Source organism: Nocardiopsis dassonvillei (assembly GCF_964273065.1).
Lineage (GTDB): Bacteria > Actinomycetota > Actinomycetes > Streptosporangiales > Streptosporangiaceae > Nocardiopsis > Nocardiopsis dassonvillei_B.
The window spans coordinates 421,842-445,539 of sequence record NZ_OZ186815.1 but is presented as its reverse complement, the minus strand read 5'-3'; the positions used below and the strand labels follow the sequence as shown (position 1 = coordinate 445,539).

Sequence of the window (23,698 nt, the reverse complement as noted above, 5' to 3'; positions counted from 1 at the left end):
CAACGGGCGCGAACCCCCCGGTCCGCGCCCGCCACACCGGGGGAGGGGGTCTACACCCCCACCACCCCCCGCGCACCCCGCGCGATCTGCACATCCTCACGCGTGGGCACCACCAGCGTCCGCACCGACGCCCCAGCACCCGAGACCTCCGCCTCCCCGGACACCCCCTCATTGGCAGCCCGGTCCACCACCACCCCCAGAAAACCCAGCCCCTCCGCCACCGCCCACCGCACCGGCGCCGACCGCTCACCCACACCCGCCGTGAACACCAGCACGTCCAACCCGCCCAACGCCGCCGCCATCGCCGCCACCGACGCCCGCAACCGGTGCACGTACACCCCGAACGCCAACACCGACGACGCCTCGCCCCGACCGACCCCCGCCACCACCTCCCGCATGTCCGCGGTCCCCGCCAGACCCCTCAGACCCCCGCCCCGCTCCAGCCCCTCCGCCACCTCATCCGCACCCAGACCGCACTCACGCTGCAACCACAGCACCAACCCCGGATCCACATCGCCCGAACGCGTCGCCATCACCAGCCCCTCCAGCGGCGTGAACCCCATCGTCGTGTCCACACACCGCCCGTCCAGCACCGCCGCCAGCGACGCACCCGCACCCAGATGCGCCGTCACGACCCGACGCCCGCCCGTCCGCTCGGCCGCCACCCCCGACACGTACTCGTGCGACAGCCCGTGGAACCCGTACCGCCGCACCCCGAACCGCTCCCGCCACTCCGACGGCACCGCGTACGTGAACGCCTCCGGACCCAGCGACGCATGGAACGACGTGTCGAAACACGCCACCTGCTCCACCTCCGGCAGAACCTCCGAGATCGCCTCGATCCCCGCCAGCGCCTTGGGCTGGTGCAGCGGCGCCAGCGGTGTCAGCGCCCCCAGACGATCCACCACCCCCGCGTCCAACCGCACCGGCGCCGCGAACTCCCGCCCCCCGTGCACCACCCGGTGCCCCACGACACCGGGGGAGGGGAGCCCCTCCAGGAAACGCCGCACCGCCACCGGATCCCACCCGCCGGCCACCAGCTCGATCGTCTCCGACCCCAGCACCGAATCATCGGAGTCCAGCAGGCTCAGCTTCAGCGTCGAGGACCCCGCGTTGACCACCAGCACACGCATCAGTACGGCCACACCCAATCCCTGATGTCCGCCGGGTCCTCGCCGTGCTCACGCGTGTAGAGCCGGTGCCGCAACCGCTCGTCCACCATCCGCTGCCGGATGTGCGCCGCCCGCTCGCCCAGCCCCGGAACCCGGTCGATCACATCGATCACCAGGTGGAACCGGTCCAGGTCGTTGAGCATCACCATGTCGAACGGCGTCGTCGTCGTACCCTCCTCCTTGTACCCCCGCACGTGCAGGTTCGGATGGTTGCGACGCCGGTACGCCAACCGGTGCACCAGCCACGGATACCCGTGGAACGCGAAGATCACCGGCTTGTCCGACGTGAACAGCGCCTCGTACTCCGCGTCCGGCATCCCGTGCGGATGCTCACTCGCCGGCTGCAACCGCATCAGATCCACCACGTTCACCACCCGCACCCGCAGCTCCGGGAACAGCCGCCTCAGCAGATCCGCCGCCGCCAGCGTCTCCAGCGTCGGCACATCACCCGCGCACGCCAGCACCACGTCCGGATCACCGCCCCCGTCCGTGCTCGCCCACTCCCAGATCCCGATCCCGCGCGTGCAGTGCAGGACGGCCTCCTCCACCGACAGGTAGTTCAGCGCGGCCTGCTTGCCCGCCACCACCACGTTCACGTAGTCCCTGGAGCGCAGGCAGTGGTCGGCCACCGACAGCAGCGTGTTCGCGTCCGGCGGCAGGTACACCCGCACCACCGACGACGGCTTGTTCAGCACCACGTCCAGGAACCCCGGATCCTGGTGCGTGAACCCGTTGTGGTCCTGACGCCACACGTGCGACGTCAACAGGTAGTTCAACGACGAGATCGGCCGCCGCCACGCCAGCTCCTGCGTCACCTTCAGCCACTTCGCGTGCTGGTTGAACATCGCGTCCACGATGTGCACGAACGCCTCATAACAGCTGAACAGCCCGTGCCGCCCCGTCAGCAGGTAACCCTCCAGCCACCCCTGGCACAGGTGCTCGCTCAGCACCTCCATCACCCGCCCCTGCCGGGCCAGGTGCTCGTCCACGGGGAGGAGCTGAGCCCCCCACACCTTGTCGGTGGTCTCGTACACCGCCGACAACCGGTTCGACGCCGTCTCATCGGGGCCCACCAACCGGAAGTTGTCCGGATTGCGGCGGATCACGTCGCGCAGGAAGTGCCCCAGCACCCGGGTCGCCTCACCGATATGGGTGCCGTGCCCCTCGAACACCACCCCGTACTCCCGGAAGTCCGGCAACCGCAGATCCTTCAGCAGCAGACCCCCGTTGGCGTGCGGATTGGCGCTCATCCGCCGCGCCCCCTCCGGCGGCAGCTCCAGCAGCTCCGCCACCGGGGCGCCGTCCTCGTCGAACAGCTCCCCGGGCCGGTACGACAGCATCCACTCCTGGAGCATCCGCCGGTGCTCTGCGTTGGAGCGCACCTGCGCCAGCGGCACCTGGTGGGACCGCCAGGTGTTCTCCACCGGAAGCCCGTCCACCTCCCTGGGCCCCGTCCACCCCTTGGGGGAGCGCAGGATGATCATCGGCCACACCGGGCTCCGCTCCAGCCCCGACGTCCGCGCCACCCGCTGGATGTCGGCGATCATGTCCAGCGCCTCGTCCAGGGCCTCGGCCATCCGCCCGTGCATGTACTCCGGGTCGTCGCCGCTCACCATGATCGGGCGGTAGCCGTGCCCCTCGAACCGCTTGACCAGCTCGTCCTCGGGGATGCGCGCCATCACCGTCGGGCTCGCGATCTTGTAGCCGTTCAGGTGCAGGATCGGCAGCACGGCGCCGTCGTGCACGGGGTCCAGGAACTTGTTGGAGTCCCAGCTGCCCGCCAGCGGCCCGGTCTCCGCCTCGCCGTCGCCGACGATGCACGAGACCACCAGGTCCGGGTTGTCGAACGCCGCTCCGAAGGCGTGCGCGAGCGCGTAGCCCAGCTCGCCGCCCTCGTGGATCGACCCGGGGGTCTCCGGGGCCACGTGGCTGGGGACGCCGCCGGGGAAGGAGAACCGGCGGAACAGCCGCTTCATGCCCGGCCCGTCCCGGCTGACGTCCCGGTAGACCTCGCTGTAGCCGCCCTCCAGCCAGGCGTTGGCGACGGCGGCGGGGCCGCCGTGGCCGGGGCCCATGATGTAGATCATGTCGAGGTCGCGGGCCTTGATGACCCGGTTCAGGTGTGCGTAGCAGAAGTTGAGGCCGGGGGTGGTGCCCCAGTGCCCCAGGAGGCGGGGCTTGATGTGCTCGGGGCGCAGCTCCTCGCGGAGGAGGGGGTTGTCGAGGAGGTAGATCTGGCCCACAGAGAGGTAGTTGGCGGCGCGCCAGTAGGCGTCGATGCGTTGGATTTCGTCCTGGCCGAGTCCCATGCGTCTTCTCCCTGGATGGTGTGGTCGGGGGAGTGCGGGATCGGCGGCCTCCGCGGTCGGGGGGAGGGGCACGTCGATCAGGGCCACGGTAACCGCCGGGGATCGCCGAACTCCAGACGCCGAGCCGGGCCGGTGTCCTTCGGGGGAGGGCGGGAGAGGAGGACCTGAAACGGTCAGACTTCTCATTAACGGCTATACGGCGACCTGGCCCCCAAAGACACGCAAATGATGCATAAAGCATGTTATGCATCAAAACTTCAGGGATCCGGGAGGTGGTCCGCCCGGGGCGGGGAGGGGGCTCGGTCCGGGCACCGGGTGCCCGGACCGCGGGCGCGGCGTCCTCGTCGGAATGGGCGGGGGTGGGCGGCGGTGGACGGGATGCCGCGGCGGCCGGGCGGGCGGGACGCCGTTCCGGTGTCCGTTTCTGTGCACGTGACCCCGCGGAGCCGGTGGTCACCCGCGGTCACCGCCTGGATTTCGGCGGACGTCCGGGCGGCGGCGGGCCGCCGGACGCTCTGCCGCGGCCCGTCGGCGCTCTGCCGCCCGCGGGCCTCCGGGACGACTGAAGTCCCAGGAAGCCCGGGTCCCAGGAGGTCCGGACGCGCGCGGGAACGCCTGGGGCACGGGCGTTCCCGCCCCTCTCGGGCTGTTGCCACGCACCGCCGATAATGCACATTATGTCAAGTAAACCGTGGGAGCCCCTTCCCTGAGGGCGATTTCGTTCCCGGGGCAAGTGGAGGACGGTTTCCGACCTCCACTCTTCCTAGAGTGAGGGCCACGGACACGGCACCACCTCCGAGGAGCACCATGGGCACCCCCACCACCTGGCAGGACATGGCCGCGCGACGCCTGTGGCGGCACGGCCTCGCCGCCCCCGACGACAGCGCGGCCGACGTCGTCTCGGCCATGTGCGGCGCGCACGCCCAGGTGATGTCGGCGGCGGAGCTCTCCGTGGGCCTGCGCCTGAAGGACGCGGACCGCACGCACGTGCGGTCCGCCCTGTGGGAGACGCACGAGCTCGTCAAGACCTTCGGGCCGCGCGGGACCGTGCACCTGCTGCCCGCCCGCGAACTCCCCCTGTGGACCGCCGCGCTGACCGCCGCGGAGGGTGCGGGGAACCCCCGGGGCGGGAACCGGTTCCTGCTCACACCGGAACAGACCGAGGAGCTGGTGCGCGCCGTCACCGAGGTCCTCGCCGACCGGGAGCTGACCGTCGACGAGCTCACCGAGGCGCTGGCCGCCCACGCGGGGCCCTGGGCGGCCGACCGGGTGATGGACGCCTTCCAGGACAGGTGGCCGCGCTGGCGGGCCGCGACGCAGACCCTGGCCAACCGGGGCGCCCTGTGCTTCGGGCCCGTGCGCGGGCGCAGGGTGACCTACACGAGTCCGCGCCGCCTGCTGCCGGGCTTCGCCCCCGCCGACACCGACGCGGCCCTGGAGCACGTGGTGCTCTCCTACCTGCGTGCCTACGGTCCGGCGACCCCGCAGCACTTCGCGCAGTGGATGGCGGCTCCCAGGCGGTGGGCGACGGCGTTGTTCGCGTCGCTGGAGGGGCGGATCGAGCGGGTGGAGGTGGAGGGGGTGAGCGCCCACCAGGTGGCCGGGGACGCCGGGGAGGCGCCCGGGCCGGTGCCGGAGGTGCTGCTCCTCCCCTATTTCGACGCCTACACGGTGGGATCGCACCCGCGTGAGGCGGTCTTTCCCGGTGAGGCCCGCCGGCGGGCGCTGGCGGCCGGGCAGGCGGGCAACCACCCGGTGCTGTACGTGGACGGGCTGGCCGCGGGTGTGTGGCACCAGCGGCGTTCGGGGCGCCGGCTGGAGGTGACGGTGGAGGCGCTGGTGCCGCTCTCGGCGGCCCGGCGCGAGGCCGTGGCGGAGCAGGTGGAGCGGATCGGGGGGATCCTGGAGGCGGTGCCGCGCCTGACGTTCGGGCCGGTCACGGTGGGCCCGCACGCCTGAGCGGCGGGCCGCCTCTCCCCCGGTGCCCTCCGCGGGGTCCGCGGTCCCCGTGTCCGGGGCGGGTGCCGCCGTGCTTCAGGGGAACCGTTTCGCGATCGCCGCCGTGATGGCGTCCGGCGCGTGTTCCTGGACGAAGTGCCGCGCGCCGGGCAGCTCGACCACGTCGAGGTCGGTGAAGGCGGCGCGTATCCGCGGGATGGAGGTGCGCGGACGGAACACCATGTCCTTCATTCCCCACACCGCCAGGGCCGGCTTGTCCCCGAGCAGGGCGGGCACGTCCCGGGAGAGCCGCTCCAGCAGCGGGCGCGCGGCCCGGATCTCCCGGGGCGTCCTGGCGAGTCCGCGCCGGGCCTCCGCGGTGGGCTGCACCGCGCGGTAGTGGTCGGCCTCGGCCTCGGTGAGCCTGTCCCCCAGTTCCGGGAGCAGGACGCGCTCGATGAGGAGATTCCGCTCGAGGATCAGCCGCTGCACGGGTCGGCTGTCCATGACCACGCTGAAGGCCCGGTTCGCCATCGCTTCGACCGGCCAGAAGACGGTGTTGCCCAGCACGACCCCCCTCACCCGGTCAGGACGAAGCCGTCGAGGCGCAGGTGGTCGATCAGCTCGCCGAGAACCGCGGTGTGCTCGGCGATGGTGTAGCCGAAACCCTCGGGGCGTTCGGACGGTCCGAAGCCCAGCTGGTCGACGGCGACGCACCGGTACCGGTCGCGCAGGTCCTTCACGATGTGGCGGTAGAGGAAGCTCCACGCCGGAGCGCCGTGGCAGAACAGGATCGCCGGCCCGGTCCCCTCGTCGATGTAGTGGACCCTGCCGGCGGACGAGTCGAACCAGCGCGACTCGAAGGGGTACAGGTGCTCGTCGGGAACGAAGTCGATCAGCATCGGGGGCCTCCTCGGGATGCCGGGCCGTACGGTGTCCCGGTCTCGGGGCGCGGCGACGACCGGGGGCGTGTCCGTTCCCGGTCCGGTCGGTTCCGCCACCCGAGCGGTCTCAGGGCCGGGTACCGCGTCGCGGTACGCGCGTCCCGCCCGCACCGCGGATTCCCTCCGTCGGATCGCGCGACCACCCTACAGAGCGGCCGCGCGGCGGACCGTTGCGCATCCGCGGTAGAGGGCCGCCCCCTCCCCCGGCGCACGGCCGACGGCCCGGGGCGCCGCTCCCCTGCTCCGCTGTCCGGTGTTGTACACGCGTTCGGTGATGTGGATCACTCTGGAGGCGGCGTTTGCCCGGGGGCGTTCGGGTAGTGGGGTGATGCACTCGCAGCCCCGTCCCGCTGGGTTTCCACTAGTCCCGGGACGCAGAGAGCGCGAGTGCGGGCCGCGCGCCGATCGGGGGGTGAAGCGCGTGGCCGCGCCGAAGCCTCGGCCGGGGGACCGGGGTGGCGCAACCGCGAGAGCCCCCGCGCGACCGAGCGTCGCGCGGGGGCCTCGTCAGGTTCGGTGGCCGTCCGCCATTCTTCGACGTGCGGCGAAGTGTCCGCTGCCTAGGGTCACGTGTCATGACTTCCGACGAGCACACGTATCCATCGGCGAACCCCGGCGAGCATCTTCGGATCGAACCGCGCATCCTGTACTTCGGCACGCCGGTGGCCCTGATCTCGACCCTCAACGGCGACGGGACGCCGAACCTGGCCCCCGTCTCCTCGGTGTGGGCCCTGGGCATGACGGTCGTGCTGGGCCTGGGCGCCACCGGCCAGACGGCCCGCAACCTGGGGGAACGTCCCGAGCTGGTGGTGCACCTGCCCTCGTGCGACCTGTGGGAGCGGGTCGAGCGGCTGGCGCCGCTGACCGGCAGGGACCCGGTGCCGGAGGGGAAGCCGCCGGGCTGCCGGTTCGAGGCGGACGAGTTCGGTGCGGCGGGCCTGACCGCCCGGGGGGCCGACCTGGTGGGTCCGCCGCGCGTTGCCGAGTGTCCCCTGCAGCTGGAGGCGGTGGTCCGCGATGTGCGACCGGACGCCTCCGGCGCCCATGTGGTGGTCGAGACCGGGGTGGTGCGCGTCCACGCGCAGGAGGGTGTGGTGGTGCCCGGGACCGACCACGTCGATCCCGGGCGCTGGCGGCCGCTGGTCTACAGTTTCCGGCACTATTTCGGCCTCGGGCCGGAGCTGGGGCACTCCCACCGTTCGGAGACGGGGCGCTCGCCGGTGTCCCGGTGACCTGTGGCATCCCGTGCGGGTCTTGGTCTCCGGGGCCGGGTATCCGGCCGGCGAGCGCGGCGCGGGAGCCGAGGGCGGCGCGGCCGGCCCTCCCCCGCCGGCGCGTTCCCGGCCCGGCGGTCGACGGTTCCGGGGGCGGCCGTCGAGGCGTGCAGGTGCGGTCCGTGCCGATGGGTGCCGGGGCGGTGCGGCCCGGGCCGTTCCCCGTGGTGCGGAGTGAGTCGGTGTCGGGACCGGAAAGCGGTGCGGGGGTCCCGCCGGACGGTTCGGAGGCGCGGGGTGCGGGACGGTGCTGAGCGCGTCGGTGGAGCGGGTGGCGCTGCCCGACCACGCGCACCGGAAGTGGGGTAACGGTGTGCTGACGCCGGTGTCGATGGCACCGGGCACCTGTGGGGTGGACCCGTGGCGGCCCCGGGGTGAGGCGGGTGAGGCGGAGGCGGCGGCGCCGGGAGATACGCGCGGGTCGGCGCTGGTCCCGGAGCGGTGCGCGGGGTACCGCTGCGGTTCGGACGGGTCCGGGGGTGCGGACCGTGTACGACCGGGTGCGGGCCCGCTGGGACGTGTTCGGGGCCCGGGGCCGTTCCGCGCCGGCGGGGTCGACGGGATCGGTCGGTTTCGAAGAAGCGCCGGCGGGGCGGGGGTCTCTACCGTGGTGGTGTCGGGCGGCGGCCGCGGGCCGGCGCGGGTCGGGTGAAGGGCACAGGCGATGGGTGCGGTGGCGGACGGGCACGATCTGATCCGGGTCCACGGGGCGCGGGAGAACAACCTGCGGGGTGTGGACGTGGAGTTGCCCAAGCGGCGGCTGACGGTGTTCACGGGTGTGTCGGGGTCGGGGAAGAGTTCTCTGGTGTTCGGGACGGTCGCGGCGGAGTCGCAGCGGCTGATCAATGAGACCTACAGCGCGTTCGTGCAGGGGTTCATGCCGTCGTTGTCGCGTCCCGAGGTGGATGTGCTGGAGGGGTTGACGACGGCGATCATCGTGGACCAGCAGCGGTTGGGGGCGGATCCGCGGTCGACGGTGGGCACGGTGACGGATGCGAACGCGATGCTGCGGATCCTGTTCAGCCGGTCGGGTGTGCCCCGCATCGGGGGCCCGGGGGCGTTCGCGTTCAACGTGCCCTCGGTGCGGGCCAGCGGTGCGATCACGGTGGAGCGGGGCGCCGGGAAGGCGGTGAAGGCGACGTTCGACCGGTTGGGCGGGATGTGTCCGCGGTGTGAGGGGCGCGGTTCGGTGTCGGACATCGACCTGTCGCAGCTGTACGACGACACGAAGTCGATCTCGGAGGGTGCGTTCACGATTCCGGGGTGGAAGTCGGACAGCTGGTGGACGGTGCGGTTGTACGCGGAGTCGGGGTTCCTGGACCCGGACAAGCCGATCCGTGAGTTCTCGAAGCGGGAGATGCAGGATTTCCTGCACAAGGAGCCGACGAAGGTCAGGGTGGAGGGCGTCAACCTCACCTATGAGGGGTTGATCCCCAAGATCCGGAAGTCGTTCCTGGCCAAGGACCGGGAGGCGATGCAGCCGCACATCCGGGCTTTCGTGGACCGGGCGGTGACGTTCACGACCTGCCCGGAGTGCGGGGGCAGCCGGTTGGGCGAGCGGGCGCGGTCGTCGAAGATCGCGGGGCTGAGCATCGCGGACGTGTGCGCGATGCAGATCACCGACCTGGCGGAGTGGGTGCGCGGGTTGGACGAGCCGTCGGTGGGGCCGCTCCTGGAGTCGCTGTCGCGGACGCTGGACTCGTTCGTGGAGATCGGGCTGGGCTACCTGTCGCTGGACCGCCCCTCCGGGACGCTGTCGGGCGGTGAGGCCCAGCGGGTGAAGATGATCCGGCACCTGGGGTCGTCGCTGACCGACGTGACGTATGTGTTCGACGAGCCCACGGCGGGGCTGCACCCGCACGATGTGCGGCGGATGAACGACCTGCTGCTGCGGTTGCGGGACAAGGGCAACACGGTGCTGGTGGTGGAGCACAAGCCGGAGGTGATCGAGATCGCCGACCATGTGGTGGACCTGGGCCCGGGGGCGGGGCCGGCGGGCGGCACGGTGTGCTTCGAGGGCACGGTGGCGGGGCTGCGCGCCGGCGGGACGGTGACCGGGCGCCACCTGGACGACCGGGCGGCGTTGAAGGACGGGGTGCGCACGCCTTCGGGGGTGCTGGAGGTGCGGGGCGCCTCGACGCACAACCTGAAGGACGTGGACGTGGACATCCCGCTGGGGGTGCTCACGGTGGTGACCGGGGTGGCGGGCTCGGGCAAGAGTTCGCTCGTCCACGGGTCGGTGGCGGGCCGCGAGGGTGTGGTGGTGGTCGACCAGGCGCCGATCAAGGGGTCCCGGCGGTCCAACCCTGCGACGTACACGGGGCTGCTGGAGCCGGTCCGCAAGGCGTTCGCGAAGGCCAACGGGGTCAGGCCGGCGCTGTTCAGCGCCAACTCCGAGGGGGCGTGCCCGGAGTGCAGGGGTGCCGGGGTGGTGTACCTGGACCTGGGGATGATGGCCGGGGTGTCCTCGGTGTGCGAGGAGTGCGAGGGCCGCCGGTTCCAGGCGCCGGTGCTGGAGTACAGGCTGGGCGGGCGCGACATCGGCGAGGTGCTGGCGATGTCGGTGTCGGAGGCGGAGGGGTTCTTCTCCGCGGGTGAGGCGCGCATCCCCGCGGCTCACCGGATCCTGACTCGGCTGCGGGAGGTGGGTCTGGGCTACCTGACGCTGGGGCAGCCGCTGACGACGCTGTCGGGGGGTGAGCGCCAGCGGTTGAAGCTGGCGGTGCACATGGGGTCCGAGGGCGGGGTGTTCGTGCTGGACGAGCCGACCAGCGGTCTGCACCTGGCCGATGTGGAGCGGTTGCTGGGGCTGCTGGACCGGTTGGTGGACTCGGGGACGTCGGTGGTCGTGATCGAGCACCACCAGGCGGTGATGGCGCACGCCGACCACATCATCGACCTGGGTCCGGGCGCGGGGCACGAGGGCGGCCGGGTGGTGTTCGAGGGCACGCCGAGGGAGTTGGTGGCGGCGCGGTCGACGCTGACGGGTGAGCACCTGGCCGAGTACGTCGGGGGGTGAGGGGCGCCAGTGGCCGGGGCCGTCCCGGGCCCTGTGACCGGTCGGCCCCGGACGAGGGGCTCCGCCCCTGCGCCGCTCCGGCCGGGTGCCCCGGGCCGGGGCCGGGCGGCGGGGTGCGCCGCCCGGCCCCGCTCCGCTCAGCCGCGGAAGGCCGCGGGGCGCTCGGGGGAGGCGGCGGCCAGGGCGGCCTCGACCTGCTCCACTCCCCCGCGCAGGCCGTAGACGGGCGTGTCGGGCTGCTGTCGCCAGGAGTCGTCGATGCCCCCGGCGTCGACGGTGTCGAAGCCCAGGGCGTCGACGAGGTCGCGCACGGTCTTCTTGGCCGCCTCGTCGTCGGCGGCGACCGGCACGGCCATGCGCTCGGGGTCCCCGGCCGGACGCGGACGCTCCAGCAGGTCCGAGGCGTAGGTGCCGTTGAAGACCTTGACGACCGGGTGCCCCAGCTGCTCCTGGACCCAGCGGCTCTCGGTGATCCCGCCGTCCTCGATGGCGCTGATGCGGCCGTCGCGCTCGCGCGGGTAGTAGTTGTTGGTGTCGATGACGACGAGGCCCTCGGCCGCCTGTGCCAGCAGCCCGTCGGGCAGGTCGGGGATGTTCTTGAGCGGGATGGTGACCACGACGACCTCGGCCCCGCGGGCCGCCTCGTCGGCGGTGACCGGGGTGGCGCCGGTCTCGGCGGCCAGGTCGGCCAGGGTTTCGGGGCCGCGTGAGTTGGCGACCCGGACCTCGTGGCCCAGGGCGGTGAGTCCGCGGGTGAGGTTGCCGCCGATGTTGCCCGCTCCGATGATGCCGATCCGCATGGGACCGTCCCCTTTTCTCCTCGAGTGGTGTTGCGCCTTCGACGCTAGGGCCGCGGCGGCCCGGTGACCAATGAGGATTTTCCGTGTCCGGTATCAACGATCCGATGGTTCCGGCGGGAATAGCCGGGCCTCAGGACATGGCCCGCACGGCTCCGCGGAAGGTGCGCCGGTAGGCGGCCGGGGAGACGCCCAGGGTGGCGCGCAGGTGCTGGCGCAGTGAGGCGCCGGTCGCGAACCCGACCCTGGAGGCCACCTCGTCCACGGCCAGGTCGGTGGACTCCAGCAGGTGGCGGGCGCGTTCGACGCGCTGGGCGGTGAGCCAGCGGCCCGGGCTGGTGCCGACCTCCTCGGTGAAGCGGCGCACGAAGGTGCGCCGGCTCGTTCCGGCGTGTGCGGCCAGGTCCGCCAGGGTCAGGGGTTCGGCCAGGCGCTCCAGGGCCCACTGGCGGGTGGCGGCGGTGCCGGCGCGGTCGGGGTCGGGTACCGGGTGCTCGATGTACTGGGCCTGCCCGCCGTCGCGCCAGGGCGGGACGACGCACATCCGGGCGACGTGGTTGGCGACCTCGCTGCCGTGGTCGCGGCGTACCAGGTGCAGGCACACGTCCACCCCCGAGGCGGCGCCGGCCGAGGTCAGGAGGTCGCCGTCGTCGACGAACAGCACGTCCGGGTCCAGGTCCACGCGGGGGTACCAGGCGCGGAAGGCGTCGGTGAGGGCCCAGTGGGTGGTGGCCCGGCGCCCGTCGAGCAGGCCTGCGGCGGCCAGGACGAACGCGGCGGTGCAGATGGACACCAGGCGGGTGCCCGGGCGCAGGCCGGTCAGGGCGTCCAGCAGCGCGGGTGAGGGGTCGCGGGCGATGCGGACGGTGTCGAAGGGCGGGATGACGATGGTGTCGGCCCAGGCCAGGATCTCGGGTCCGTGGTCGACGGTGACGGAGAAGTCGGCGTTGGTGCGCACCGCGGGGCCGTCCAGGGCACAGGTGCGCACCAGGTAGCGGCCGTCGGCGGAGCCGAACACCCGGGAGGGGATGCCCAGCTCGAAGGGGTAGACGCCGTCCAGTGCCAGGACGGCGACGCGGTGCGGATCCGTGCTCATGGCACGATCCTATCGAAAGATGGCGATCATGCCATTGTGCGGCGGTCCGGTCCCGGGCAGGCTGGTCCCCATGAGTCACACGAGCGATGGACCGACGATGCGGGCGATCTCCCAGGAGGAGTACGGCGGCCCGGAGGTGTTGAAGGAGGTGCGCCTGCCCCGGCCGGCGCCCGGACCGAGCCAGATCCTGGTGCGGGTGCGCGCGGCCGGGGTCAACCCCACCGACTGGAAGCACCGGTCGTTCTCGGGGTTCGTGAACCGCCTGCCGGTGGTGCTGGGCTGGGACGTGGCCGGTGTCGTGGAGGCGGTCGGATACGGGGTCACCCTGTTCGAGCCGGGCGACGAGGTCTTCGGGATGCTGCCCTACCCGTACGGGGTCGGCTCGCACGCCGAGTACGCGGTGGGGCCGACCCGGGCGTTCGTCCGCATCCCGGACGGTGTGGACCACATCCAGGCCGGGGCGCTGCCGCTGGTGTCCCTGACCGCCTGGCAGGCCCTGGTGGACACCGCCGACGTGCGGCCCGGGCAGCGGGTGCTGGTGCACGCCGCCGCGGGCGGGGTGGGGCACGTGGCGGTGCAGATCGCCAAGGCCCGCGGGGCGCACGTGGTCGGTACCGCCAGCTCCGCCAAGCACGGCCTGCTCAAGGAGCTGGGGGCCGACGAGGTGGTGGACTACCGGGAGGTGGACTTCGCCGAGGTGGTCCGGGACGTGGACGTGGTGCTGGACCCGTTCGCCGGCGAGGTGCTGAGCCGGTCGCTGGAGGTGCTGCGCCCGGGCGGGATCGCGGTGTCGATCCTGGCGGTGACCCCCGAGCACCGGGCCCGGGCCGAGGAGCTGGGGGTGCGGGTGGCGGGTGTGCTGGTGGAGGCGGACCAGGCCGGTATGGCGGCGGTCGCCGACCTGGTGGAACGCGGTCTGCTGCGGGCGCACGTGCAGGAGGTGTTCCCGCTCGCGGAGGCGGCCCGGGCGCACGCGCTGGGCGAGACCGGCCACGTGACCGGCAAGCTGGTGCTGGAGGTCTGACCGCACGGCGGGGCCGCCCCCGGGGGGCGGCCCCTTTCGGCGTCCGTCAGGCCGTGAGGGGCCGGGGGAAGGGGATCTCGGCGGGGCGGCGGTGCGCCCAGGGCCGGGCCTGCTCCAGTTGGGCGGCCAGGCGCAGCAGCAGGCCCTCCCCCGCGGCGGGGGCGATGAACTGCACGCCCAGCGGCAGCCCGGCGTCGGTCCAGTGCAGGGGCACGGACGCGGCGGGGGTGCCGGTGAGGTTGGCCAGCAGGGTGAAGGGGGTCGCGGTCAGGTTGTTCATGATCTCCGTGGTGACCAGGTCGGTGCGGGTCACCAGCCATTCGGTACGGGTGCGCACCAGCAGGCGTTCGGCGGTGCGCAGCCAGGCGGGCGGGTCCAGGCGCCCGACGGTCACCGGCGGCCCGGCGATGGTGGGGGTCAGCAGCAGGTCGTACCGGGAGTGGAAGTCGGCCAGCGCCAGGACGTGGGCGTTCCAGCGGTCGTGGCCGCGCACGTAGTCGGCGCAGGTGCGGGCGCGTCCCATGGCGGCCAGGATGAGGGTGTCGGGTTCGAAGTCGTCGTCGGTGCAGCCGGTGTCGGCCTTGACGCCGTCGACCAGGGCGGCCATGGATCCGTACCAGAGGGTGAGGAAGTCCTCGGTGAGGGCGCGGCCGTCGATGGCGGGCTCGGCCTCCTCCAGGTCGTGGCCCAGGGTCTCCAGCAGTGCGGCGGCGTCGCGGACGGCGCGTACCGCCTCGGGGTGGACGCGGGTGCCCAGGGGCGAGCGGTCGGTGAAGCCGATGCGCAGCCGCCCCGGGTCGCGGCCCGCCTCCTCGGCGTAGGGGCGTTCGGGCGGGGCGATGGGGTAGGGCGAGGTGGGCTCGGGTCCGGCCATGACGTCCAGGAGCAGGGCGCTGTCGCGGACGGTGCGGGTCAGGACGCCGTTGACGGAGGCGCCGTGCATGGGTTCGCCCCGGGCGGGGCCGAAGGGGACCCGGCCGCGGCCGGGCTTGAGGCCGAACAGGCCGCAGCAGGCGGCGGGGATGCGGATCGAGCCGCCGCCGTCGTTGCCGCCGGCGGCCGGCACGACCCCGGCGGCGACGGCCGCGGCCGAGCCCCCCGAGGAGCCGCCGGGGGTGTGGGCGGTGTTCCAGGGGTTGCGGGCGGGGCCGAACTCGCGGGACTCGGTGATGCCCTTGGCCCCGAACTCGGGCACGTTGGTCTTGGCGAAGGGCACCAGTCCGGCGTTCAGCCAGCGCTCGACGATCTCGGCGTGCCGCGGGACGGGCACGTGGCGCAGGGCGCGGTTCCCGGCAGAGGTGGGGTATCCGGCGTAGTCCTGGGAGAGGTCCTTGAGCAGGAAGGGGACCCCGCCCAGGGGGCCCCGCGGGGGGATGGCGGCCCGGCGCCGGGCCTCGTCGTACATCTTCAGGACGAGGGCGTTGAGGCGGGGTTGGACCTGCTCGGCGCGGGTGATGGCGGCCTCCAGCACCTCGGGGGCGCTCGCCTCTCCGGCGGCGATGAGGCCGGCCAGGCCCACGGCATCGTGTTGCAGGTATTCGTCGACTCGCATGCACGGAAACTAACACCGTCATGGAACGCGTTCTAGTTCCGTGGGGGTCACACCTGGAGCGCCTCGCCCTCCCGGGCGTGGGCGACCGGGCGGCCCAGGACGGCCGCGGCCCGCCGGGCGGCCGAGTCGGGGGTCAGGGACGGGCCGGTGTGGGTCAGGACGAGGCGGGCGGCTCCGGCCTCGGCGGCCGCGGCGGCGGCCTCCTCCGGGGTCAGGTGCGCCCGCTCCTGACCCGGTGGGGGCGTGTCGTGGTCGGCCTCGCACAGCAGCAGGTCGGCGCCGCGGGCGGTCGCCACCAGCCCCGGGCAGGGGGCGCTGTCGCCGCTGTAGGCCAGGGTTCGGCCCCGGTGGGAGGCGCGCAGCGCGTAGGCCTCCACGTCGTGCACCACCGACCGCGACTCCAGCACCAGGTCGTCCAGGCGCACCCGGTGGCCGTCGTGCAGGTCGTGGAAGGTGAAGGTGTCCTGGAGGAACACGGTGTCGGGGCGGCCGAAGAACCCGGCCAGCCGCGCGGCCAGGCCCGCGGGTGCGTACACCGGGATCGGCCCGGCCGGGGCCGGGCCGCCGTAGCGCAGGGCGTAGAACGCCGCGACCAGGTCGGCGCAGTGGTCGGCGTGCAGGTGGGAGATCCACACCGCGTCCAGGGTGGCGGGGTCGGCGTGGACGCGCAGCGCCGCCAGGGTCCCGAAGCCGGCGTCCACCCACACCGACCGCTCCCCCGCCCGCAGCAGGTACCCCGAGCAGGGGCGGCCGGGCAGCGGGGCGGGTGAGGCCGTGCCCAGCACGGTCACCGTCATCGTCATGCCGCGCCTCCGCTCGCCGGGCGCAGCCGGTCCAGCAGTCCGGGCACCTCGGGGTAGGGGCGCTCCGGGGGCAGGAGCGCGGCGGCCTCCTCCGTCTCTCCCCGGAGCACCAGCTCGTGGACGCGGTGGGCGGTGGGGGTGACGTCGTCGATGGAGACGATCCACTCGTCGGCGTAGCGGGCCGAGGCCTCCCCTGCCAGCCCCAGCTGGAGGGAGCGGTGGTCCAGGGGGTTCAGGTGCAGGTCGCGCTCGGGGTCCCACTGCACCCGGGCGGGCGCCTGCTCCAGTTCCCGCTTCCAGGCGTCGCGGTCGGCGTGCACGTCGGCCCTGTAGTGGGACAGGCAGGCGCGGCGCAGCGCCCACTCGAAGCCCCCGCGGGTGATCTCCACCGCCAGCACCGTCTCCTGGTCCTCCTTGCGCGCCCACCCGCAGCGGTACATCATCCACAGGAACGAGGGCTTGACCCAGGTCATGCGCCCGCGCTTCCAGTCGGCGGGAAAGCGCCCGTCGCGGGCGGCGGGCAGGCCCAGCCGGGGGGCGTAGGCCTGGTACACGGTCACCGTGGTGTCGGTGTACCGGGCGCGGATCTGGTGGCGGGGGACGTCGTTGCTCACGGCGTTCACCCTGGCCGCACCGGTGCCGTCCCCGCAACCGGATTTCCGTGCCGGTCAGCGCCCGCGCAGGGGGACGGAGGCCTTGAGGAGCATCTCCTGGTACTCGCCCTCGGGGTCCGAGTCCAGGACGACGGCGCCGCCCGCACCGACGGTCAGCTCACGTCCCCGGCGCACGGCGGTGCGGATGACGATGCTCAGGTCGGCGGCGCCGGTGTGGGACAGGTAGCCCAGGGCGCCGGAGTAGACGCCGCGGGCCGAACCCTCCAGGGCGTCGATGATCTCCATGGTGCGCCGTTTGGGGGCGCCGGTCATCGACCCGCCGGGGAAGCAGGCGCGGACCGCGCCCACCGCCGACACCTGCGGGCGCAGCCGCCCGCGGACGGTGGACACCAGCTGGTGGACGGTGGCGTAGGACTCGGTGTACATGAACGCGGGCACCCCGACGGTGCCGATCTCGCACACCCGGCCCAGGTCGTTGCGGAGCAGGTCGACGATCATGAGGTTCTCGGCGCGGGTCTTGGCCCCGGTGCGCAGTTCCTCGGCGGCGCGGGCGTCCTGGGCGGGGTCGGGGTGGCGGGGGGCGGTGCCCTTGATGGGGCGGCTCTCGGCGCCGCCGTCCCCGTCCACCCGCAGGAAGCGCTCGGGGGAGGCGCTGAGCACGCTGGTGCCCCCCAGGCGCAGCAGGGCGGCGTAGGGGGCCGGGGAGGCGGCCCGCAGGCGACGGTAGAAGTCCAGGTCGGTGCCGGTGAAGGTGGTGTGCAGGCGGTCGGTGAGGCAGATCTCGTAGCTCTCCCCCGCCGCCAGCAGGCCCAGGCACTCCTTGACGTCGTCGATGTAGCCCTCGCGGGGGCGCTCCAGCAGGCCGGCCGGGTCCTGGGGGGCGGCGGCCGGGGCGGGGGCGGGCAGCGGTTCGAGGGCGGACAGCGCGGCCGCGGTGTCCGCCAGCCAGGTGTCGCCGCCGGGGTCGTCGTCGGCGCAGACCAGGTGGGTGCGGCCGGTGTGGTGGTCCACGGCGACGAACCGGTCGCAGCGCAGCCACACCGCGTCGGGGGTGGCCGCGGTGTGGGCCCTGTCCCCGCCGCAGTCGGCCTTGAGCTCGTAGCCGAAGTAGCCCACGTACCCGCCGGTGAAGTCGAAGGGCAGCGGGCTGGGGGTGCGCGGGCCCTGGCGGCGCTCCAGGGCGTCGAACACGGTGCCGGGCTCGGTGGCGGTGGTGCCGTCGGGGCGCCGTACGCGGACGGGTCCGCCCACCCGGTAGGTGAGGACCTCGCCGGTGGCCGCGCCCAGGAACGAGAACCGGGCCGGGCCCTGGGGGCGTGAGCTGTCCAGCCAGAACGCGTACTCGGCGTCGCCGTACAGGCGGGCGAAGGCGGCCTCGGTGTCGACGGCGGTGTCCAGGACGCGGGTGCGCGGGGCCGGGGACGCGGGAACGGGGGCGGGCGCGGTGCGGGCCGGCGGGGCCTGGCGGACACGGCGGGGGCGGACCAGGTCCAGGAAGTTGCCCAGGAGGGCGGCGCCGTGCTCCCCCGCGATCGACTCGGGGTGGAACTGCACCCCCCAGCGGGGCAGGTCGCGGTGTTCCAGGGCCATGACCACGCCGTCCTCGGCCCAGGCGGTGGCGGTCAGGGCGGCGGGCAGGGGTTCGGGGACGGCCAGCGAGTGGTAGCGCACGGCGGTGAAGTCCTGGGGCAGGCCCGCGAACAGGCCGGTACCGGTGTGGCGGACCCGGGTGAGGTGGCCGTGGCGGGGCTGGGGGGCCGAGACCACGTCGGCTCCGGCCAGGTGGGCGATGGCCTGGTGGCCCAGGCACACGCCCAGCACCGGCAGGCGGGCGGCGGCCAGCAGCTCGGGGACGCGGCCCAGGTCGCGGGCGTGCTGGGGGCGGCCCGGACCGGGTGAGACGACGACGGCGTCCGCCCCCGAGGGGTCGAACCGGTCCCAGGCGGGGTCGTCGTTGGTGAGCACGGCGGGCTCGGTCCCGGCGACCTCGGCGATCAGCTGGAACAGGTTGTAGGTGTAGGAGTCGTGGTTGTCCACGAGCAGAACGCGCATCCCGCCCCTTTTCCTGTGGATGGCGACATTTCAGGATACGAGTGCCGGATGCGGGCACGGTCGTCCACAGGTCGGGCGGCGGCCCTGGTGCGGGCGGGGCGGTCCGGGTAGACAGGAAGGGTGGGGGCCTCCCCCTCGCGGAAGGGAGTTCGCGGTGACCGCTTTCTTCTTCACGGTCGTGATCCTGGTCATGGTGGCGCTGGGCGTCTACCTCGTGGTCACGGTCTCGGCCGTGGTGGACGCCAGGAGGATCGCCCCCGAGCGGGACCGTCCGCAGGTCGACCGGGCCCAGGAGGAGCTGCGCCTGAGATACGCGCGCGGGGAGATCGGCCGGGAGGAGTACCTCCAGCGCAGGATCGACCTGGAGTGACCCCCGCGCCGGACGCGCCGGGCCGGGAGCGCGGATCGATGGTTGGCAGGACGTGGCCGGGCGTGTACAGTGTCGCCCGTCCTGTTGTCTACGAATGAGGTGGACGTTGCGCATCTGAGGTTCGCGATCATCACGCGGCACGGCCCCCGTCGGCCGCCCGCCCCGGCCCCGGGCCGTCGGTGGAACCGCGTGGATGGAACCTCGGTGCACGAGCCGTCCCCCAACGGGACCCTCTCACCTCTCCTGTCGGCCCCGGCCGCGTGGTGCTCGCATACGAAGCCCCTGTCACTTCGCTTCCGTATTGCGAGAGAACCATGTCTCAACCCACTGTCGCCGGCGCCTCCGTGACGGTTTCCGCCCTGGACTTCTCCTGGGCCGACGGCACACCCGTCTTCGAGGACCTGTCCCTGACCGTGGGCCGGGGCCGTACCGGCCTGGTCGGCACCAACGGCGCGGGCAAGTCCACTCTGCTGCGGCTGCTGGCCGGGTCGCTGCGGCCCGCCTCGGGCTCGGTCGCCGTCCAGGGGCACCTGGCCTACCTGCCGCAGAACATCACCCTGGACACCGGCCTGCGCGTCGACCAGGCCCTGGGCATCGCCGACACCCGCGCCGCCCTGGCGGCGATCGAGGCGGGCGAGGTGTCCGAGGAGCACTTCGAGACGGTCGGCGACGACTGGGACGTCGAGGAGCGCGCCCTGGCCACCCTGGGTGTGCTCGGCCTGGACGGCATCGACCTGGACCGCACCGTCGGGGAGATCTCCGGCGGCGAGGCGGTGCTGCTGCGCCTGGCCGCCCTGCTGCTGGAGCGGCCCGACGTCCTGCTGCTGGACGAGCCCACCAACAACCTCGACCTGTTCGCCCGCAAACGGCTCTACGACGCCGTGGACTCCTGGCGCACCGGCACCCTGATCGTGGTCAGCCACGACCTGGACCTGCTGGAGCGCGTGGACCGTATCGCCGAGCTGCGCTCGGGGTCGGTCACCTGGTACGGGGGCGGCTGGTCGGACTACCAGGAGGCGCTGGCGGTGCAGCAGGAGGCCGCCGAGCGCGCCCTGCGCGCCGCCGACGCCGACATGAGGCGCCAGAAGCGCGAACTGGAGGAGACACAGGTCAAACTGGCCCGCCGTCTGAAGCAGAACCGCAGGGTGCAGGCCCAGGGCGGCATCCCCAAGATCGCCGCGGGCAACCTCAAGCGGTGGTCCCAGGAGTCCTCGGCCAAGCTCAAGGGGGTCCACGAGGACCGGATGCAGGAGGCGCGCGAGCGCCGCGAGGAGGCCGCCGAGGCCGTCCGCAGCGACGCCGAGATCAGGGTGGAGCTGCCCGAGACGGCGGTGCCCTCGGGGCGCGAGGTGCTCAGGGCCGAGGGGCTGACCCCGGTGCACGGGGCGCTGTCGGGTGCGGACCTGGTGGTGCGCGGCCCCGAGCGGATCGCCCTGGTGGGCCGCAACGGGGCGGGCAAGACCACCCTGCTGCGCACCCTGCTCGGGGAGCTGGAGCCGAGGGAGGGGTCGGCGCGGGTGTTCGTCCCGGCCCGGTTCCTCCCCCAGCGGCTGGACGTGCTGGACGAGGCCCTGACGGTGGCCGAGAACGTGGAGCGCCTGGCTCCGGGGGTGGAGGACCAGCGCATCCGCGCCCAGCTGGCCCGGTTCCTGTTCCGGGGCGCGCGCTCGGCCCAGGTCGCCGGGACCCTGTCGGGCGGTGAGCGGTTCCGGGCGGCGCTGGCCGCCCTGATGCTGGCCTCCCCGGCGCCGCAGCTGCTGATGCTGGACGAGCCGACCAACAACCTGGACGTGTCCAGCGTCCGGCAGCTGACGGGGGCGCTGGAGGCCTACGAGGGTGCGCTGGTCGTGGCCAGCCACGACCTGGCGTTCCTGGACTCGATCGGGATCACCCGGTGGCTGTTCGTGGGCGAGGAGCTGGTGGAGACCACCGCCGAGGGGGTGCGCGCCCTGCTGGCGGGTGAGAACGCGGAGTGACGCCGTGCGCCCCGCCGCACCCGCGGCGGGGCGCGCCCGGTCATGCGCCGGGGTAGTCGCCGAAGGACCACAGGTTGCCCTCGGGGTCGCGGACGGTGAACTCGCGGGCCCCGTAGTCGGTGGTCTCCAGCGGCCGGACGATGTCGGCGCCGTGGCCGGCGGCCCGCCGGTACAGGGCGTCGGGGTCGGCGGTGACGACGTAGGTGCCCGCGGTGCCGGGCTCGCGCGACCACGCCCGGCCCGGGGTGTGGTCGCCGAGCATGATCCCGCCGGCCCCCTCGGGCCACAGGAGTTCGGCGTGGGCCACCCGCCCGTCGGCGTCCTCGTGGCGGGCGGTGGTGGTGAATCCGAAGGCCCCGGTGTAGAAGTCGATGAGCGCCGCGGCGTCACGCGCCTGCAGGGTCGCCCATACGCGCGGCCGCAGGGCCGCGGTGGCCGGGGTGGTGGTGTCGTGTGTGCTCATGGCCCCAGGCTCCCCCGGGGTCGGGGGCGGCGTCTTGTACGTTCCGGAACTCCCGGGCGGCCCAGGCGGCCGGGGGCAGCCCGGCGAAGCGGCCGAACTCCCGGCTCAGGTGGGCCTGGTCGGTGTACCCGGCCGCGGCGGCGGCGCCGGCCAGGTCGGCGTGCCCGTTGCGGCGGATCCCTGCGGCGATGCGGCGGCGGGCGTGGTCGAAGCGCATGAGGCGGGCCACGGTCTTGGGCGGGCGGCCGACCTCGCGGTGGAACAGGGTGCCCAGGTGGCGGGGGGTCAGGCCCACCTGCCGGGCGATGTCCTCCACGCGGGCCCGGCCGCCGGATTCCTCCAGCAGCCGCCAGGCGCGGACGAGTTCGGGGCGGGGACGCCGGTCGCGGTAGCGGTCGCGCAGGTGGTCCGCGATGAGCGCGAACCCGTCCTGCCAGGTGGAGGTGGCGGTGAGGCGCTCGTGCAGTTCCCGGCCGCGCGGGCCGGTCAGGGCGAGCCCGTCGTAGTCCTCCACGCCCAGTTCGGTGCAGGGGACCCCGAACAGGGAGCGCACGGCCAGGGGGTGCAGGGCCAGCTGCACCCCGGCCTGGCCGGGCTGCTGGCGCACGTGGGAGGCGCTCAGGTGGAGTCCGCCCAGGAGGACGGGGGCGGGTCGGGCCGTGGCCAGGGAGCGGGCGTCGGGTGCGGCGCGCACGCCCTCGTCGAGGCAGACGATGAAGGTGACGGTCGCCGAGGGCAGGCCCAGGTGGATCGCCTCGGGGACCGCCAGGGCCCGGTAGCCGACCATCGACACGACCCCGGGGGCGGCTCCGGCGGGGGCGGTGGCGAACTCCCAGGCCCGCTCCGGCTCGTCCATGCCTTCGACGCTAACAGAGCGGGCCCGCGCGGGTCGGCGGTCCGGCGGGTCAGCCGGTCATCTCCTCCAGGGTCTTGCCCTTGGTCTCCTTGACGAACCTCCACACGAACAGCAGCGAGAGCACCGCGAACCCGGCGTAGATCAGGTAGGAGCCGCCCAGGCTCCAGTCGCGCATGCTGGGGAAGGTGACGGTGACGGCCCAGTTGGCGATCCACTGGGTGGCGGTGGCCACGCCCATGGCGGCGGCGCGGATCCGCAAGGGGAACATCTCGCCCAGCAGCACCCACACCACGGCGCCCCAGGACAGGGCGAAGAACAGTACGAAAGCGCTGGCGGCGGTCAGGGCCACCACGCCCCAGCCGAAGCTCAGGGTCACCTCCTCGCCGACGGCGGTGGCGTGGCCGAACGCGTAGGCGGCCACCGCCAGCGCCAGCGCCATGCCGGTCGAGCCCACCATCAGCAGGGGGCGGCGGCCCACCCGGTCGACCAGGGTGATGGCCGCCAGGGTGCCGACGATGTTGATGACGGAGGTGAACAGGCTCAGCAGCAGCGAGTCGCCCTCGGGCACGCCCACCGACTGCCACAGCGAGGACGAGTAGTAGAAGATGACGTTGATGCCGACCAGCTGCTGGAAGGCCGACAGGGCCATGCCGATCCACACGATGGGCAGTAGCCCGAACCGGCCGCGCAGGTCGCCCAGCCGGGGCCGGGTCTCCGAGCCCAGCGCCGCCCGGATCTCGGCGATGCGGCGTTCCAGGCGGGCGGGGCCGCCGCCCTCGACCGCGGCCAGGATCCTCGCGGCCTCCTCGGTCCGGCCCACCCGCACCAGGTAGCGGGGCGATTCGGGGATGAGGAGGGTGAGCAGCAGGTAGACGAGGGCGGGGACCACCTCGGCGCCCAGCATCCACTGCCAGGCCTGGAGCGGGCCGAGCATGTTCTGGGCACTGCCGCCGGCGGCCAGGGCGATGAGGTAGTCGGCGAGCTGGGAGACGGCGATGCCCAGCACGATGGCGAGCTGCTGGAGGGATCCCAGGCGGCCGCGGTAGGCGGCCGGGGCGATCTCGGCGATGTAGGTGGGGGCGATGACCGAGGCCATGCCGATGGCGATGCCGCTGAGCACCCGCCACAGGATGAGGTCCCAGATCGCGAACGGCAGCGCCATGCCCACGGCGCTGACCGCGAACAGCACACCGGCGATGCGCATGGTGCGGATGCGCCCGTAGCGGTCGGCGAGGGAGCCGGTGAGGGCGGCGCCCACGGCGGAGCCGATCAGGGCGGAGGCGACGGTGAACCCCAGGGTCGCCGAGTCCACCCGGAATCTGGCCTGGATGGCGTCGACGGCGCCGTTGATGACGGCGCTGTCGTAGCCGAACAGGAACCCGCCCATCGCCGCCGCCGCGGCGATCATGGTCACCTTCGCGAGGTCGCCGCCGCCTTCG

At 73.5% G+C, this 23,698-nt stretch carries 19 protein-coding genes; 6 read left to right on the top strand and 13 right to left on the bottom strand.

The window, feature by feature from the left end:
• Nucleotides 1-50 precede the first annotated feature (50 nt).
• Together ACSUPR_RS02185 and ACSUPR_RS02180 are read right to left on the bottom strand one after the other, a co-directional pair.
• On the bottom strand, nucleotides 51-1,133 hold the full coding sequence (locus tag ACSUPR_RS02185; protein ID WP_436892207.1) for an acetate/propionate family kinase: 1,083 nt from the start codon (nucleotides 1,131-1,133) through the stop codon (nucleotides 51-53).
• Nucleotides 1,133-3,481, bottom strand: a complete 2,349-nt coding sequence (locus ACSUPR_RS02180) for a phosphoketolase family protein (protein WP_436889070.1) — start codon at nucleotides 3,479-3,481, stop codon at nucleotides 1,133-1,135. The genes ACSUPR_RS02185 and ACSUPR_RS02180 overlap by 1 nt, the downstream gene beginning before the upstream one ends.
• Nucleotides 3,482-4,288: 807 nt before the next feature.
• Here ACSUPR_RS02180 and ACSUPR_RS02175 point away from each other — a divergent pair.
• Nucleotides 4,289-5,440, top strand: coding sequence for a winged helix DNA-binding domain-containing protein (locus tag ACSUPR_RS02175; protein WP_436889068.1), 1,152 nt, complete (start codon nucleotides 4,289-4,291; stop codon nucleotides 5,438-5,440).
• Between the two features lie 75 nt (nucleotides 5,441-5,515).
• Here the strand turns inward: ACSUPR_RS02175 and ACSUPR_RS02170 are convergent, their stop codons facing one another.
• Together ACSUPR_RS02170 and ACSUPR_RS02165 are read right to left on the bottom strand one after the other, a co-directional pair.
• Nucleotides 5,516-5,989 (bottom strand): hypothetical protein, encoded by a 474-nt coding sequence (locus ACSUPR_RS02170; RefSeq protein ID WP_436889066.1) that lies wholly within the window; start codon nucleotides 5,987-5,989, stop codon nucleotides 5,516-5,518.
• An 8-nt stretch (nucleotides 5,990-5,997) separates the two neighbouring features.
• A complete protein-coding gene (locus tag ACSUPR_RS02165; RefSeq protein ID WP_436889065.1) occupies nucleotides 5,998-6,321 on the bottom strand; it encodes an alpha/beta fold hydrolase in 324 nt (107 codons plus the stop codon).
• 617 nt (nucleotides 6,322-6,938) lie between these two features.
• On the opposite strand from ACSUPR_RS02165, the gene ACSUPR_RS02160 reads away from it, so the two are divergent.
• Both ACSUPR_RS02160 and ACSUPR_RS02155 read left to right on the top strand, forming a co-directional pair.
• Nucleotides 6,939-7,595: a flavin reductase family protein gene (locus ACSUPR_RS02160; protein ID WP_436889063.1), complete on the top strand. Its 657-nt coding sequence runs from the start codon at nucleotides 6,939-6,941 to the stop codon at nucleotides 7,593-7,595.
• Nucleotides 7,596-8,301: 706 nt separating this feature from the next.
• Entirely contained in the window at nucleotides 8,302-10,656 is a 2,355-nt protein-coding gene (locus ACSUPR_RS02155) for an ATP-binding cassette domain-containing protein (protein ID WP_436889061.1), read from the top strand.
• Nucleotides 10,657-10,793: 137 nt separating this feature from the next.
• Here ACSUPR_RS02155 and ACSUPR_RS02150 read toward each other — a convergent pair whose 3' ends face one another.
• Nucleotides 10,794-11,456 carry an NADPH-dependent F420 reductase gene (locus ACSUPR_RS02150; protein ID WP_436889060.1) on the bottom strand — a complete coding sequence of 221 codons (663 nt, stop codon included), beginning with the start codon at nucleotides 11,454-11,456 and terminating at the stop codon, nucleotides 10,794-10,796.
• Nucleotides 11,457-11,586: 130 nt separating this feature from the next.
• Nucleotides 11,587-12,549, bottom strand: a complete 963-nt coding sequence (locus ACSUPR_RS02145) for a GlxA family transcriptional regulator (protein ID WP_436889058.1) — start codon at nucleotides 12,547-12,549, stop codon at nucleotides 11,587-11,589.
• Nucleotides 12,550-12,619: 70 nt separating this feature from the next.
• Here ACSUPR_RS02145 and ACSUPR_RS02140 point away from each other — a divergent pair, with 70 nt between their 5' ends.
• Entirely contained in the window at nucleotides 12,620-13,573 is a 954-nt protein-coding gene (locus ACSUPR_RS02140; RefSeq protein WP_436889056.1) for an NADP-dependent oxidoreductase, read from the top strand.
• 46 nt (nucleotides 13,574-13,619) lie between these two features.
• Here the strand turns inward: ACSUPR_RS02140 and ACSUPR_RS02135 are convergent, their stop codons facing one another.
• From ACSUPR_RS02135 to pabB, 4 genes are read right to left on the bottom strand one after another with little or no spacing between them, the layout of a single operon-like run.
• Nucleotides 13,620-15,125 carry an amidase gene (locus ACSUPR_RS02135; RefSeq protein ID WP_436889054.1) on the bottom strand — a complete coding sequence of 502 codons (1,506 nt, stop codon included), beginning with the start codon at nucleotides 15,123-15,125 and terminating at the stop codon, nucleotides 13,620-13,622.
• Between the two features lie 47 nt (nucleotides 15,126-15,172).
• A complete protein-coding gene (locus tag ACSUPR_RS02130) occupies nucleotides 15,173-15,928 on the bottom strand; it encodes an MBL fold metallo-hydrolase (RefSeq protein WP_436889052.1) in 756 nt (251 codons plus the stop codon).
• On the bottom strand, nucleotides 15,925-16,542 hold the full coding sequence (locus tag ACSUPR_RS02125) for a DUF4291 domain-containing protein (protein ID WP_436889051.1): 618 nt from the start codon (nucleotides 16,540-16,542) through the stop codon (nucleotides 15,925-15,927). Before ACSUPR_RS02125 ends, ACSUPR_RS02130 begins: the two co-directional genes overlap by 4 nt.
• A gap of 54 nt (nucleotides 16,543-16,596) precedes the next feature.
• Nucleotides 16,597-18,594, bottom strand: coding sequence for an aminodeoxychorismate synthase component I (gene pabB / locus ACSUPR_RS02120; protein WP_436889049.1), 1,998 nt, complete (start codon nucleotides 18,592-18,594; stop codon nucleotides 16,597-16,599).
• A 154-nt stretch (nucleotides 18,595-18,748) separates the two neighbouring features.
• Here pabB and ACSUPR_RS02115 point away from each other — a divergent pair, with 154 nt between their 5' ends.
• Nucleotides 18,749-18,964, top strand: a complete 216-nt coding sequence (locus ACSUPR_RS02115; RefSeq protein WP_436889047.1) for an SHOCT domain-containing protein — start codon at nucleotides 18,749-18,751, stop codon at nucleotides 18,962-18,964.
• A 314-nt stretch (nucleotides 18,965-19,278) separates the two neighbouring features.
• Nucleotides 19,279-20,940, top strand: coding sequence for an ABC-F family ATP-binding cassette domain-containing protein (locus ACSUPR_RS02110; protein WP_436889045.1), 1,662 nt, complete (start codon nucleotides 19,279-19,281; stop codon nucleotides 20,938-20,940).
• Nucleotides 20,941-20,980: 40 nt separating this feature from the next.
• Here ACSUPR_RS02110 and ACSUPR_RS02105 read toward each other — a convergent pair whose 3' ends face one another.
• Genes ACSUPR_RS02105 through ACSUPR_RS02095 form a run of 3 tightly spaced genes read right to left on the bottom strand, consistent with a single transcriptional unit; the run spans nucleotide 20,981 to nucleotide 23,667 of the window.
• Nucleotides 20,981-21,403 carry a VOC family protein gene (locus ACSUPR_RS02105; RefSeq protein WP_436889043.1) on the bottom strand — a complete coding sequence of 141 codons (423 nt, stop codon included), beginning with the start codon at nucleotides 21,401-21,403 and terminating at the stop codon, nucleotides 20,981-20,983.
• Nucleotides 21,327-22,259, bottom strand: coding sequence for a helix-turn-helix domain-containing protein (locus ACSUPR_RS02100; RefSeq protein ID WP_436889042.1), 933 nt, complete (start codon nucleotides 22,257-22,259; stop codon nucleotides 21,327-21,329). The genes ACSUPR_RS02105 and ACSUPR_RS02100 overlap by 77 nt, the downstream gene beginning before the upstream one ends.
• Nucleotides 22,260-22,308: 49 nt before the next feature.
• Nucleotides 22,309-23,667: a sugar porter family MFS transporter gene (locus ACSUPR_RS02095; protein WP_436892206.1), complete on the bottom strand. Its 1,359-nt coding sequence runs from the start codon at nucleotides 23,665-23,667 to the stop codon at nucleotides 22,309-22,311.
• Nucleotides 23,668-23,698: the final 31 nt, after the last annotated feature.